This is a genomic window from Streptomyces sp. NPDC093094 (assembly GCF_044754345.1).
Classification (GTDB): Bacteria; Actinomycetota; Actinomycetes; order Streptomycetales; family Streptomycetaceae; genus Streptomyces.
On sequence record NZ_JBIVOX010000006.1, the window covers coordinates 332,901 to 346,559 of the forward strand.

A 13,659-nucleotide genomic window follows, 5' to 3' on the forward strand; every position below is an offset into this window, starting at 1 on the left:
GGGTGCGCAGGGCCGCTCCTCGGCCGGACGCCGGACCGTGAGCGGTGCGGCAGAGGCCCGGCGGGCGGCGGCGACGCGTGAAGGAGCCCGCGGTGCGTGAGATTCTCCCGGTGCTGGACGGCTGGTGGCAGGCGCGGATCCCGTTCGGCCTGGCCACGGTGGTGGCGGTCAGCCGCAGCGCGCCGCGCGGCCCCGGCGCCGCCATGGCCGTCGGCCCGGACGACGAGGTCGTGGGCAGCGTGTCCGGGGGCTGTGTGGAGGGCGCGGTCCTCGGCCTGGCCCAGGAGGCCGTGGCGAGCGGCGAGGCCCGTCTGGAGGTCTTCGGCTACAGCGACGAGGACGCCTTCGCGGTGGGCCTGACCTGCGGCGGCGAGATCACCGTGCTGGTCCGCGCGGTGACGCCCGGGCGGGACCCGTCCTTCGGCGCGGTCGCCGCGTCCGTGGCGGAGGGCCGGCCGGTGACGGTGGCCTCGGTGACGGACGGCCCGGCGCCGCGCGGGGCCACGCTCGCCGTGTGGCGGCAGGAGGTGCGGGGCACCCTGGGGACGCCCGGTCTGGACGCCGCCGTCACCGCCGACGCGCGCGGCGGGCTCGCCCTCGGCGCGACCGGCGTACGGCACTACGGGCCGCACGGGGAGCGGCGCGAGGACGCCGTCTCGGTGTTCCTGCACTCCTTCGCGCCGCCGCCGCGGATGCTGGTGTTCGGCGCGATCGACTACGCGGCCGCGGTCGCCCGCATCGGTGACTTCCTCGGCTACCGGGTCACCGTCTGCGACGCCCGGCCCGTCTTCGCCACACCCCGCCGCTTCCCGCCCGGGACGGAGGTCGTCGTGGACTGGCCGCACCGCTATCTGCGCGGCACCGGCACGGACGAGCGCACGGTGATCTGCGTCCTCACCCATGACCCCAAGTTCGACGTGCCGCTGCTCCGGGAGGCGCTGCGGCGGCCGGCCGCGTACATCGGCGCGATGGGCAGCCGCCGTACCCACGACGAGCGGCGGGCGCGGCTGGTGGAGGCCGGGCTCGGCGAGCGGGAGCTGGCGCGGCTGCGCTCGCCGGTCGGGCTGGATCTGGGGGCCCGGACCCCGGAGGAGGTGGCGGTCTCCGTGGCCGCGGAGATCGTGGCCCTGCGCTGGGGAGGCAGCGGGACCCCGCTGACCTGCACGGACGGGGCGATCCACCCTGCCGGACGATGAGCCCGAGAAAAAATCTTCGACTCATGACGTGTGGGCCCCAGAGAAGGAGGGTACGCGACCCAAAGCGGGACAATTGGGTCCCCGACGTACACCGTCGGGAAGGAGGTCTGTGACAGACAGCCCAGACTCGCAGCGCGCGGGCCGTCGCCGGAAGGCCGGAGCGGCCCGCCCTACACGTCCCCGGTCCCTGGTCTCCGGTCTCCGTGTCCCCGCGTTCCCGCGTCCCCGGTTCGGGTGAATCCCGTCCGCTGATTCCGGACGGCGGCCCCGGCCGGCTCCTCCGGCCCCTTCAGCGCCCCGGCAGCCGGTGCAGCACCACGTCCGTGAGCCCGCCGCCGTCGGCCGTCGCGGTCATGCAGGTGCGGTACGGCTGGGTGCGGCGGTCGGTCGGCGAACCCGGGTTGAGCAGGCGCAGGCCCGGGCCGGCGGTGCTGTCCCAGGGGATGTGGCTGTGCCCGAAGACCAGCACGTCCAGCCCGGGGAAACGCGCCGCGCACCGCTCCTCCCGCCCCCGCGCCGCGCCCGTGTCGTGCACCACGCCGAACCGCAGGCCCCCCAGCTCGGCGTACGCGACCTCGGGCAGCCTGGCCCGCAGTGCGGGGCCGTCGTTGTTGCCGTACACCCCGATCAGCCTGCGGCTGCGGGCCTCCAGCAGGTCCAGGGTGTCCGTGTCCACCCAGTCCCCCGCATGCAGCACCGCGTCGGCCTGCGCCACCCTGTCCAGCAGTTCGGCGGGCAACTCGCGCGCACGGCGGGGCACATGGGTGTCCGACATCAGCAGCAGACGCATGCCGACAGGCTAAGTGCGCGGCCCCCGACGGCGATCGCGGACACGGCTCGCGGGATAAGATCGGGCAACGCACGACAATCCTCAGCACGAACGGCAGACGACCCCAGGGGGCCAGGAGGCCATGCCGGTGAAGGTCAGCGTCATCGTTCCGGTGTACAACCCGGGCCGCTACATCGACGACTGCGTCGAGTCCCTGCTGCGCCAGTCGCTGCCCGACGACGCATACGAAGTGATCTTCGTCGACGACGGCTCCACCGACGACACCCCCGCCCGTCTGGACGCCGTCGCCGCCGAGCACCCCCATGTGCAGGTCGTCCACCAGGAGAACTCCGGCTGGTCGGGCAAGCCCCGCAACGTCGGCATCGAGGCGTCCAAGGGCGAGTTCGTCATGTTCGTCGACAACGACGACTATCTCGGCGACGAGGCGCTGGAGCGGATGTACGACTACGGCGTCGCCCACGAGGCCGACGTGATCGTCGGCAAGATGGCCGGCAAGAACCGTGGGGTGCCGGTGGAGCTGTTCCGGCGCAACCATCCGCGCGCCACGGTCGGAAACGCCCCGCTCATCGACAGCCTCACCCCGCACAAGATGTTCCGCCGGGCGTTCCTGGACCGCATCGGCCTGCGCTTCCCCGAGGGCCGGCGGCGTCTGGAGGACCACGTCTTCGTCACCGAGGCGTATCTGCGCGCGGACAACGTCTCGGTGCTCAGCGACTACGTCTGCTACTACCACGTCCGCCGTGAGGACGCCTCCAACGCGGGCTTCCAGCCCTTCGACCCGGCCGGGTACTTCGGCAACCTGCGCGAGGCCCTCGACATCGTCGAGCGGTACACCGAGCCGGGCCCGGCGCGCGACCGGCTGTACCGCCGCTGGCTGCGCAACGAGATGGTCGAACGGCTGCGCGGCACACGGCTGCTGAACGCGTCGGAGGAGTTCCGCAAGGACCTCTTCCAGCAGATCCACGAGGTCGTCGTCGAGCGGTTCGGCCCCGGGGTGGCGGCCGGGCTCACGCCCGCCCAGAGGTTCGTCGCGAAGCTGGCCGAGCAGGACCGCTACGCCGACGCGCTCGCCTTCGCCGAGTGGGAGGCGGCCCTCAAGGTCAGGGCCCTCCCCGAGCGCGTCCGGTGGCAGGACGGCTCCCTGGAGGTCGTCCTCGCCGCCGAGTTCACCCTGCACGGCGAGCCCATGACGTTCCCGGCCGGCGCCGACGCCCCGGGGGCCGAGCCGCCCGAGGACGTGCGGGAGGCGATCGACTGGCTGGGCGCGGACACGGCCGCCCGGCTCGGCAGGGGCACGCTGGACCTGGTGTTCAAGGAGCGTTCCAACGCCGCCCCGCACTTCCAGCCCGTCGAGGTCGCCCGCGAGGCCGTCCCGGCCGGTGAGGACCGGGTGCGGCTGGTGCTGCGGGCGACGGCCCGCGTGGACCCGGCCAGGGCGGCCGGCGACACCCCGCTGAAGGCCGGACTGTGGGACGCCGTCGCCCGGGTGAAGCTCGGCGGCTGGACCAAGGAGGTCCGGGTCGGCCCGGCGCCCCGCGGCGAACGCGCCCTGCCGCCCGCCGGGGTCGTGGCCGGCCAGGTGGTGCTGCCCTACTGGACGGATCCGCACCGCAATCTCTCCCTCGACGTCGGCAAGGCGGACAAGCGGCTCGGGCTCGCCCGGATCCCCCGGGACCGGGCCGGTGTCACCGGCGACCGGCTGACCGTGCCGCTGCCGCTGTACGTGCCGGCGGACACCGAGGTGTCCCTGCGGCTGACCTCCCCCGCCTCGGACACGCCCGTGGAGGTGACCGGCACTCTGGCCCCGGCCCCCTCCGGCGACGGCTCGGTGCTGACGGCCGCCCTGCCCGCGAAGCGCCTGACCGGCGGCATCTGGCGCGCGGCCCTGGTCCTCGCGCCGGGGGCACGGACGCCGCGCAGATACGCGCTGCCGCTCGAACTGCGGGCCCGGGACGGGCGCGTCGAGATCGTGCGCGCGGCGCGCCGGGGCGTGGTGCCGCGGGTGCTCGGCAAGGTCCGGCGGATGCTCGGGGGCGCGGCCCCACGGACCGGGAAGTAGGAGGACGCGTGCGAGCGCTGGACATCGAGGGCGCCTGGGTGCTGGAGCCGAAGGTGTTCCCGGACGACCGGGGCAGCTTCCACGAGTGGTACCGCGGCAGCGAGTTCCATGAGGCCACCGGCCATGAACTGACGCTGGCGCAGGCCAACTGCTCGGTGTCCCGGCGCGGGGTGCTGCGCGGGGTCCATTTCGCGGACACGCCGCCCGGCCAGGCCAAATACATCACGTGTGTGAGCGGGGCGGTCCTCGACGTGATCGTCGACCTGCGCGTCGGCTCGCCCTCGTTCGGCCGCTGGGAGGCCGTCCGGCTGGACGACGACACCCGGCACGCGGTGTTCCTCTCCGAGGGCCTCGGGCACGCCTTTATGGCGCTCAGCGACGACGCGACGGTCGTCTATCTGTGCTCCACCGGATACGCCCCGGAGCGCGAGCACGGGGTGCATCCCCTCGACCCCGATCTGGCCATCGAGTGGCCGCGGGGCATCGAACCGCTGCTGTCGCCCAAGGACGCCGAGGCGCCGTCCCTGGCCGAGGCACGACGGGCCTCGCTCCTTCCCGACTACGAGACCTGCCGGGCCCACTACGCGCGGCTGCGCGCCGGTGGCCGTCCGCTGGAGGGCTGACGGCCACCGGGCCCTGCCTCAGCGGCCGCCGGCGTGGTACTCCTCCAGCGCGCGGCGCAGCGCCGGCCAGCCCCGTGAACGTCCCGCCCCGATGTTGCGGGCGCGCACCAGCGGGCGCCAGAACCCGGCGGACAGCAGCGTCTCGGGGCGCACCGCCTGCACCCGCTCCAGGATCGCCTCGGGCACCTTCTGCGGGTCGGGCACCTCGAACTCGGCGATGATCTCGTCGTACTTGTCCTTGAGGACGGTGTTCGACGGGTCCGCGCCGAAGACCACCAGCTGTCCGGTCGGCTCGGTGTCGACCAGGACGGTCACCAGGTCGGGCCGGTGCCGGTTGAGGATCTCGACGAGCTTGTAGACGTCCCCGGTCCAGGCTCCGGTGTGGCGGTCGCGGGCGGCCTCGTCGATGTTGCGGGGCAGCATGTCGTCGAAGACGATGACGCTCGCCCAGTCGGAGTGCTTCTCGATGTTGATGAAGTCGCGCAGGGCGTACTCGAACAGGTGCATGCCGTCGATGAACGACAGGTCGAGCGTGGTGCGCTTCCAGTGGCCGAGCGGGCTGCGGCCGCGGGCGAGGTTGCGCAGTGGGTGACGGCCGCCCTTGAGGTGTGCGAGGGGGTTGTCGCGGGCGAAGAAGTCGTCGCTGGTGGCCTTCACCAGATGGACGTCACACTTGATCTCCGTGACGACCTTGAAGGCGGGGTCGATCGCGATGCTGGGCACGCGCGACAGCCGCAGGCTGCGGCCGTCGTTGACGCCGATCTCCAGGTAGTTGCGGTTGGCGGTGACCTTGTGCAGGTCGCGCAGGAACTCATGGCGTTTCACGAAGAGGACTCCTTGCGGATCAGGGGCAGTGCCTCGTGCAGGGCGTCGCGCCAGTCGCGCGGCCGGGGCAGTCCGGCCTCCTGCCACCGGTGGTGCGCGAGCACGCTGTACGCGGGGCGCGGCGCGGGCCGGGGGTAGGCCGCGCTGCTGGTGGGGCGCACCCGGTCCGGGTCGGCGCCGACGCCGTCGAAGACCGCGCGGGCCAGTTCGTACCAGGTCGCCTCGCCCGAGCTGGTGGCGTGGAAGACGCCGTGCAGCCCGGGGCCGATCAGGGGGCCGAGGACGGCGAGGTGCTCGGCGACGTCGGCGCTCCAGGTGGGCTGGCCGCGCTGGTCGTCGACGACGTCGACGGTGTCGCGGCGGGCCTCCAGGTCGAGCATCGTCCGGACGAAGCTGCGGCCGTGGACGCCGTAGAGCCAGGCGGTGCGCACGACGGCGGACGTCTCGGGGAGCACGGCGAGGACGGCCTGTTCGCCGGCGAGTTTGGTGCGGCCGTACGCGGTGCGCGGGGCCGGGGGGTGGTCCTCCGGGTAGGGGGCGGTGCGGGCCCGGCCGGAGAAGACGTAGTCGGTGGAGACGTGCAGCAGCCGGGCGCCGGTCGCGGCACAGGCGCGGGCGATGTGGCGGGGGCCCTCCGCGTTGACGAGCAGGGCCCGCTCCTCGTCGCTCTCGGCGTCGTCGACGGCGGTGTAGGCGGCGCAGTTGACCACGAGGTCGGGGCGGTGGGCGGCGAACGCCTCGTCCACCGGCTCCTGCCGGGTGATGTCCAGGGCGGCGTGGTCCAGGCCCGTCACGTCCTCGCCGCGCCGGGTGAGGGCGGCGACGGTGTCCCGGCCGAGCATCCCTCCCGCGCCGGTGACCAGCCATTTCATCGGCGCTCCTTCAACGGCTCCCACCAGGCGCGGTGGGCGCGGTACCAGTCGACCGTCGCCGCCAGACCGTCGGTGAAGTCGTGGCGGGGCTCGTAGCCGAGTTCCGTGCGGGCCTTGGTGCAGTCGACGGAGTAGCGCAGGTCGTGGCCCTTGCGGTCGGGTACCCGCTCGACCATCTCCCAGCCGGCCCCGCATGCCTCCAGGAGCAGGCCGGTGAGCTGCTTGTTGGTGAGTTCGGTGCCGCCGCCGATGTTGTAGACCTCGCCGGGGCGGCCCTTGGCGCGCACGAGTTCCACTCCGTGGCAGTGGTCGTCGACGTGCAGCCAGTCGCGGACGTTGAGTCCCTCGCCGTAGAGCGGGACCGTCCTGCCGTCGAGGAGGTTGGTGACGAACAGCGGGATGACCTTCTCGGGGAACTGGTGCGGGCCGTAGTTGTTGGAGCACCGGGTGACGCGTACGTCGAGGCCGTGGGTGCGGTGGTAGGCCAGGGCGAGCAGGTCGGAGGACGCCTTGGAGGCGGAGTACGGGGAATTGGGGCTCAGGGGGTGGCTCTCGGGCCAGGAGCCGGACTCGATGGAGCCGTAGACCTCGTCGGTGGAGATGTGCACGAACGGGCCGGCGCCGTGGCGCAGGGCCGCGTCCAGCAGGGTCTGGGTGCCGAGCACGTTGGTGCGGACGAAGTCGGCGGCGCCCTCGATGGAGCGGTCGACATGGGACTCGGCCGCGAAGTGCACGATCTGGTCGCTCTCGGCGACGAGTTTGTCGACGAGCGGGGCGTCGCAGATGTCGCCCTGCACGAACCGCAGCCGGGGATGGCCGGCCGGCAGGTTGTCGAGCGTGCCGGCGTAGGTGAGCTTGTCCAGCACCGTGATGTACGGGGCGTCCGGCCCGTCGTCCGCGAGCAGCATGCGGACGTAGGTGGAGCCGATGAACCCGGCGGCGCCGGTGACGAGGAGGTTCATGGAGGGATCTGCACCTTGCTCGGAGCGGGATGTGCGGTGTGCTCAGGTATGGATCTGGACCTTGCTGTGGTCGCCGAGGACGAGGCGGTGGGCACTGGGCACGCTGGGTGCCGGGGTGACCTCGACATGGCGGCCGATGAGGGAGTTCTCGATGCGGCCCACCCCGTCGATGGAGGAGTCGCGCAACACGATCGAGAACTCCAGTTCGCTGTCCGTGATGCGGCAGTTCTCGGCGACGGAGGTGAACGGGCCGACGTAGGAGTCGGTGACGACCGTGCCGGAGGCGATCACGACGGGGCCGACGATGCGGGAGCCGAGCACCCGCGCGCCCTCCTCGATCACGACCCGGCCGATGGTCTCGGAGGCTTCGTCGACCTCGCCGTCGATGCGCCGTTCGAGGCTCTCCAGGACGGTGCGGTTGACCTCCAGCATGTCGACGACGTTGCCGGTGTCCTTCCAGTAGCCGTGGATCACGGTGGAGTGGACCTGGGCCCCGGAGTCGAGCAGGTGCTGGAGGGCGTGGGTGATCTCCAGCTCGCCGCGCCAGGAGGGGCCGATGGCGCGCACGGCGTCGTGGACGGCCGGGGTGAACAGGTACACGCCGACCAGGGCGAGGTCGCTCTTGGGGCGTTCCGGCTTCTCCTCCAGGCCGACGACCTGGCCGTCCGGGCCGAGTTCGGCGACGCCGAAGGCACGCGGGTCGGCGACACGGGTGAGCAGGATCTGGGCGTCGGGGCGGCTGCCGCGGAACTCCTCGACGAGGCCGGTGATGCCGCCGACGATGAAGTTGTCGCCGAGGTACATCACGAAGTCGTCGTCGCCGAGGAAGTCGCGGGAGATCAGTACCGCGTGGGCGAGGCCGAGCGGGCGTTCCTGGGGGATGTAGGTGATCTCCAGGCCGAACTTGGATCCGTCGCCCACCGCCTCCTGGATCTCCTCGGCGGTGTCGCCGACGACGAGTCCGACGTCGGTGATCCCCGCGGCGGCGATGGACTCCAGGCCGTAGAACAGCACGGGTTTGTTCGCTACCGGAACGAGTTGTTTGGCCGATGTGTGGGTGATCGGCCGCAACCGTGTCCCGGCGCCTCCGGACAGCACGAGTGCCTTCATCTGCTTCACCTTAGCGGGGATCAAGGGGGCGGGTGGTCGCCTGCGCTACTTCTTGTGTACTCCCACCTCTACCCTTTTGTTCGCCTTCCGGGTCAGGGGCACGCGGGGACCCCGTCGAGCCGTGCGGGGCCCTTGAGGTAGATGTTGGTGACCCACGCACGGTAGTCGGGGAGATAGGACCACACGTCGTTGGTGTAGCCCTCGGCGGTGACGCGCTCGGCGTGTTTCTGGCAGCGGACACGGACGGGGGTCGGGCCGGGGAAGGCGTACACGCGGGCGGCGGAGAGGGCGGGTGCGGCCTTGGTCCACACGCCGTTTCCCCAGGTGGAGACCACGGGGCCGGGGACCGGGCCGGTCTGTACCCGGACCGCCCCGAAGTAGGAGCCGGTCAGCCGGACGTCACTGACCGTCAGCCGGGTGCCGGACCGGCGGGCCTCCACCATCCGGCCCGCGCCCAGGTAGATCGCGATGTGCCGGAGGTGGTCGGAGGTGCCCCAGGCGAGCAGGTCGCCGGGGAGCAGCGGGGCGAGGCCCTCGCCGGCGGTGAAGCGTTCGGCGGTGCGGTGCGTGTAGTACTGGGTGCTCGCGACACCGTCGAGGATGTCCTCGCCGGTGGCGCGGGCGTAGGCGTGGCGCACCAGACCGGAGCAGTCGAAGCCGAGCCGTTCGGGGTCGTGCTCACTGGCCGGGTCCTCGGGGTCGACCTTTCCGTAGGTGGGTCCGGGAGCCGGGCCGTGGCCGCCGCCCCACGCGTACCAGGTGCCCGCGGCGACCTCCTCGCAGGCCGCGGCGATCGCCCGTTCGGCGGCCGGGGAGGCGCCCGGGGCCAGCGGCCGGCAGTCGTCGGCGGCGGCGAGGGCGGGCGCCGGCGACGTCCCGGGCAGGACGGCGAGCAGCGCGCCGAGCACACCTGCGATCAGGGTGCGGCGGATCGGTGTGCGGTGGATCGGTGTACGGCGGATCAGGCTGCGGCGGATCATGCGGAGTTCCCCGTTTCCGTCGGACAGGCCCGGGCGGGCGGAGCGGTCGGCTGTCAGCCTGCCGGGCGGGGACCGGGGTGGTCCCCGCCGACGCGCGGACCACTCGGAAGGGGCAACGGGAAACGCCCGGGAAACCCTCACCCGCGAGGGTGGCCGACGGGGCGTCAGGCTCCGTGGCACGCAGGGCCGGACACGGCCGGGACGCCGGAGAGCAGCGGTCCGCGGGCGGCGGCGCCGAGCCCGCGGCGCAGCCGGCAGATCGCGTCGAGCCGGTCCGCCGGGTCGAGGTCCCACAGCCGTACGGTGCCGTCGTTCCCGGCGCTGGCCACCGTCCGGCCGTCCGGCGCGAAGCCGACGCCCCACACCGCGCCCGTGTGTCCGGTCAGCGTGGCCCGGGGCCGCCGGGACGCCACGTCCCACAGCCGCACCGTGCCGTCGCCGCCGCTGCCGGCGAGGCTGCGGCCGTCGGGCGAGAAGGCGATGCCGCGGACCGAGCCCGCGTGACCGGTGAGCACGGTGACGGGACGGTGCCGCCGCAGGTCCCACAGGCGGACGGTGCCGTCGTTGCCGGCACCGGCGAGCGTGTGCCCGTCGGGGGCGAAGGCGATGCCGCGCACGGCGCCGGTGTGGCCGGTGAGGGTGGCGCGGTGCCGGTGCGCGGGCAGGTCCCACAGCCGGACGGTCAGGTCGTCCGACGCGCTGGCGAGAGTGCGGCCGTCGGGGGCGAAGGCGACGTCGTTGACGAAGTCGGTGTGCCCGTGGAGCACGACGGGCGGGCGGTGTCCTGTGAGGTCCCAGAGGCGGACGGTGCGGTCCGCGGAGGCCGAGGCGAGGGTGCGGCCGTCGGGGGCGAAGGCCACCGCGAACACGCTCCGGCGGTGGCCGCGCAGGGCCGCCACCGGGCGCCGGGACGCCACGTCCCACAGCCGGACGGTCCCCTCGGACCCGGCCGAGGCGAGAGTGCGGCCGTCGGGGGCGAAGGCCACCGCGAACACGCTCCGGCGGTGGCCGCGCAGGGCCGCCACCGGGCGCCGGGACGCCACGTCCCACAGCCGGACGGTGCGGTCGGTGCCCGCGGCGGCCACGAGCCGTCCGTCGGGGCTGTGGTCCACGCCGGAGAGCTCGGTGAACGGGCGGGCCGTCAGGGCGCGGCCGCGCAGGTCCCACAGCACCACGGACTGGTCGAACCCGGCGGTGGCCAGCCGGCGGCCGGCCGGGTCGACGGCGACGGACAGCACGTAGTCGGTGTGCCCGGCCAGAGTGGCGACCGGGCGGGCCGCGCGCACGTCCCACAGCCGGGTCGTGCCGTCACCGCCCGCGCTGACCACGGTGGTGCCGTCGGGTGTGTAGGCGACGGCGTTGACGTCGTCGCCGTGCCCGGTCAGCGTCGCGGTGGTCCGCCGGCCGGCGAGGTCCCACAGCCGGACGGTGCGGTCGGTGCCGCCCGAGGCGGCCGTCCGCCCGTCGGGGGCCACGGCGAGGCCGAGGACCTCGCCGGTGTGCCCGCGCAGCACGGCGAGCGGCCGGGCCCGGTCCGGGTCCCACAGGCGTACGGTGCCGTCGGCGCCGACGGAGAGCAGCCGCCGTCCGTCGGGGGTGTGGGCGAGCGCGTCGACGGTCCCGGCGTGCCCTTCGAGCACGGCCTCGCGGCGGGGGGTGCGCCCGAGCCGCCACACCTGGACCGTGCCGTCGTCGGCGGCCACCGCGAGCCGGCCTCCCCGGGGGTCGAAGGAGAGGGCCCGGGCGCCGGCGGTGGCCCCGGGCAGCGGCCGGGAGGGACGCGCACCTCCGGCGGTCCCGTCCGCCGCCGTCCCGTAGAGCCGTACCGGACCCGCCGTGGACGTCGCCGCGAGTGTCCTGCCGTCCGGGGCGAAGGCGACCGCGCGGACCCGGCCCGGCAGGCGCAGGGTGGCGACGGGGACGCGGTCGGCGGTCCGGTGCAGCCGGACCGTGCCGTCGGAGCCGCCCGAGGCGAGGAGGCGGCCGTCGGGGGTGAGGGCGACCGTGTTGACGGGGCCGCGGTGGCCGGTGAGGCGGGCGGAGAACGGCTGGGCCTGGGTGCTGAGCAGGGCGCCGCGCGCCTCGGCGGTGGTCTCGGTGCGGTATGCCTCCTCGGCCAGCAGCATCGACGCCTCGGGGCGGCCGCCGGCCAGGGACGTGGAGCGTACGGCGAGGGCCTGGGAGCGGGCGGTGCGCTCATGGCCGAGGGCGGCCGAGCGCTGCTGCCGGGCGATGACTCCCGCGGTCAGGGCGAGACCGAGCAGCACCACGAGGGTGGCCAGCAGGGCCTGCCGCAGTCCGGTCTGGCGCCGTGCCAGCCGGGCGCGCGCCTCCTCCTCGGCGATCGCCGCGGCGAGGAACGCCTCCTCCGACGGACTGAGTGCGCCGGTGTCGTCGGCCCGGGCGCGGGCCGCCTCCAGCCGGCTGCCGCGGTACAGGGCCGACGGGTCGCGGCCCTCGCGCTCCCAGTCGGCGGCCGCGCGGGCGAGCTGCTGGCGGAGCAGGAGCCCGGCGCGGTCGGCGTGGATCCAGTCGCGCAGCCGGGGCCAGGCGTGCAGCAGCGCCTCGTGGGCGATCTCCACGGTGTCCCGGCCGACGGTGATCAGACGGGCCCGCACGAACGCGTCCAGGGCGTCCGCGGCGTCGTCCGGGTCCGCCGGACGGGCCGTCAGGTCGGTGCGCCGGGCCCGGCGCCGGGTGGGCCCGGTCTCGTCGGAGACGTGCACGAGCCGGGACAGCAGCCGCCGTACCGTGCGCTGCTCGGCCGGGTGGAGCCGGGCGAAGACGCTCTCGGCGGTGCGGGCGACCGCGCCCTGGATGCCGCCGGTGCGCTCGTACGCGGCGACGGTGAGGGCGGCGCCCTCACGCTGCTCCCAGGTGGCCAGCAGGGCGTGCGAGAGCAGGGGCAGGGCGGCGGGGAGGCGGCCGTCCCCGGGGTGGGCGGACAGGCCCGCGTCGCGCAGCAGCAGGGGGACGAGGCCGGGTTCGAGGGCGACGCCGGCCAGTTCGGCCGGCCGGGTGATGCACTCGCGCAGCTCGTCGGGGGTCATCGGGGGCGGCACGAACAGGCCGTCGGTGAACACCTCGGCGAGTTCGGGCAGTTCGAGGCAGTGTCCGGAGAAGTCGGCGCGCATGCCGAGGATCACCAGGGCGCCGTCGTCGGGGGGTGCGGCGAGGGCGGTGAGCAGCCGGACGAAGGAGCGCCGTTCGCCCCGGTCGGCGCAGAGGGTGAACAGTTCCTCGAACTGGTCGACGATCAGGACCGGCCGCACGGGCGGCGGCCGGTGCCCGGTGCGGGGCGCGGGGAGCGTCGTGGCGCGGACGGCGGCGAGCAGCCGGCCGGGATGCCGGGTCACCTCCTCGGCTCCGAGGGCGAGGTCGCCGCCGAGGGTCTTCGCGGTGCGCTCCAGCAGTTCCTCGACCGGGTGGGCCGTAGGGGTGAGGGTGACGACCGGCCATCGGTCGGCGCCCGGCATGGGGAAGGCCCCGGGGCGTCCGAGTGCGGGCACGAACCCGGCGTTGAGCAGGGAGGACTTGCCCGCCCCGGAGGGGGCGACGAGCAGCACCGGCCCCTTGCCGGCGCGCTGGAAGGCCCGTTCGACGAGCGCGGCCGTGGCCCGCTCGCGGCCGAAGAACCAGGTGGTGTCGCGCGGGGTGAACGCGGACAGCCCGCGGTAGGGGCGGACGGGCTCGCCGGGATCGTCGCCCCGAGGGGGCTGTTCCACGAGGCGCAGCAGTTCCCCGTCCGCGTGCAGGATCCGGTCGCAGCGCCGGGCGACGTCGGCGGTGGCGCGTTTGGCGCCGGTCTCGATCTTGCTGAGGTAGCCCTTGCTGTAGTGGGTGCGGCGGGCGAGGTCGGCGAGCGACAGGCCGCGCTGCTGTCGCAGTCGTCGGAGCTGTGCGGGGAAGGAGGCGGCGGTCTGCGCGGAGGACACGGGTGCGCCGTGCTCCGGGCCCGCCGGGTCCTGCTGCTGGTCCCCCAAAACGTCCCCCCATGGCATGGTGCGTCCACGTCGTGAGACGGCGGACGACCAGGCTACTGCGGGGATCCGGCGGTCCGGCACACCGTTCACCCGGACCGGCGAAAAGCAGGCCGCCCGGAAGACGGACCGGCGGAAGACGGACCGGCGGAGCGGCGGAGGGCGCGGAGCGGCGGAGGGCGCAGCGCGGCGGAGGGCGCAGCGCGGCGGAGGGCGCAGCGCGGCGGGGCGTCCGGAACCGCCGCGCGAACGGTTCCGGACG

10 protein-coding genes are annotated in these 13,659 nt (G+C 74.4%); 3 read left to right on the top strand and 7 right to left on the bottom strand.

Annotated features, from left to right (window positions below; genetic code table 11):
• Window positions 1–92 precede the first annotated feature (92 nt).
• Complete coding sequence (locus tag ACIQGV_RS15070) at window positions 93–1,196, top strand: XdhC family protein (RefSeq protein ID WP_402494670.1); 1,104 nt, start codon at window positions 93–95, stop codon at window positions 1,194–1,196.
• Window positions 1,197–1,485: 289 nt separating this feature from the next.
• Here ACIQGV_RS15070 and ACIQGV_RS15075 read toward each other — a convergent pair whose 3' ends face one another.
• On the bottom strand, window positions 1,486–1,986 hold the full coding sequence (locus tag ACIQGV_RS15075; RefSeq protein WP_402494671.1) for a metallophosphoesterase family protein: 501 nt from the start codon (window positions 1,984–1,986) through the stop codon (window positions 1,486–1,488).
• Between the two features lie 121 nt (window positions 1,987–2,107).
• Here ACIQGV_RS15075 and ACIQGV_RS15080 point away from each other — a divergent pair, with 121 nt between their 5' ends.
• Both ACIQGV_RS15080 and rfbC read left to right on the top strand, forming a co-directional pair.
• Complete coding sequence (locus ACIQGV_RS15080; RefSeq protein ID WP_402494673.1) at window positions 2,108–4,045, top strand: glycosyltransferase; 1,938 nt, start codon at window positions 2,108–2,110, stop codon at window positions 4,043–4,045.
• Window positions 4,046–4,053: 8 nt separating this feature from the next.
• Window positions 4,054–4,668: a dTDP-4-dehydrorhamnose 3,5-epimerase gene (gene rfbC / locus ACIQGV_RS15085; protein WP_402494674.1), complete on the top strand. Its 615-nt coding sequence runs from the start codon at window positions 4,054–4,056 to the stop codon at window positions 4,666–4,668.
• 18 nt (window positions 4,669–4,686) lie between these two features.
• On the opposite strand, the gene ACIQGV_RS15090 is transcribed toward rfbC, so the two are convergent.
• From ACIQGV_RS15090 to ACIQGV_RS15115, 6 genes are all read right to left on the bottom strand, one after another.
• Window positions 4,687–5,493 (bottom strand): class I SAM-dependent methyltransferase, encoded by an 807-nt coding sequence (locus tag ACIQGV_RS15090; protein WP_402494675.1) that lies wholly within the window; start codon window positions 5,491–5,493, stop codon window positions 4,687–4,689.
• Entirely contained in the window at window positions 5,490–6,365 is an 876-nt protein-coding gene (gene rfbD, locus ACIQGV_RS15095; protein ID WP_402494676.1) for a dTDP-4-dehydrorhamnose reductase, read from the bottom strand. Before rfbD ends, ACIQGV_RS15090 begins: the two co-directional genes overlap by 4 nt.
• Complete coding sequence (gene rfbB, locus ACIQGV_RS15100) at window positions 6,362–7,327, bottom strand: dTDP-glucose 4,6-dehydratase (protein ID WP_402494678.1); 966 nt, start codon at window positions 7,325–7,327, stop codon at window positions 6,362–6,364. Before rfbB ends, rfbD begins: the two co-directional genes overlap by 4 nt.
• 42 nt (window positions 7,328–7,369) lie before the next feature.
• Window positions 7,370–8,437: a glucose-1-phosphate thymidylyltransferase gene (locus ACIQGV_RS15105; RefSeq protein ID WP_402494679.1), complete on the bottom strand. Its 1,068-nt coding sequence runs from the start codon at window positions 8,435–8,437 to the stop codon at window positions 7,370–7,372.
• A gap of 92 nt (window positions 8,438–8,529) precedes the next feature.
• Complete coding sequence (locus ACIQGV_RS15110) at window positions 8,530–9,417, bottom strand: NlpC/P60 family protein (RefSeq protein WP_402494681.1); 888 nt, start codon at window positions 9,415–9,417, stop codon at window positions 8,530–8,532.
• Between the two features lie 164 nt (window positions 9,418–9,581).
• Window positions 9,582–13,400, bottom strand: coding sequence for a helix-turn-helix domain-containing protein (locus ACIQGV_RS15115; protein WP_402494682.1), 3,819 nt, complete (start codon window positions 13,398–13,400; stop codon window positions 9,582–9,584).
• Window positions 13,401–13,659 lie beyond the last annotated feature (259 nt).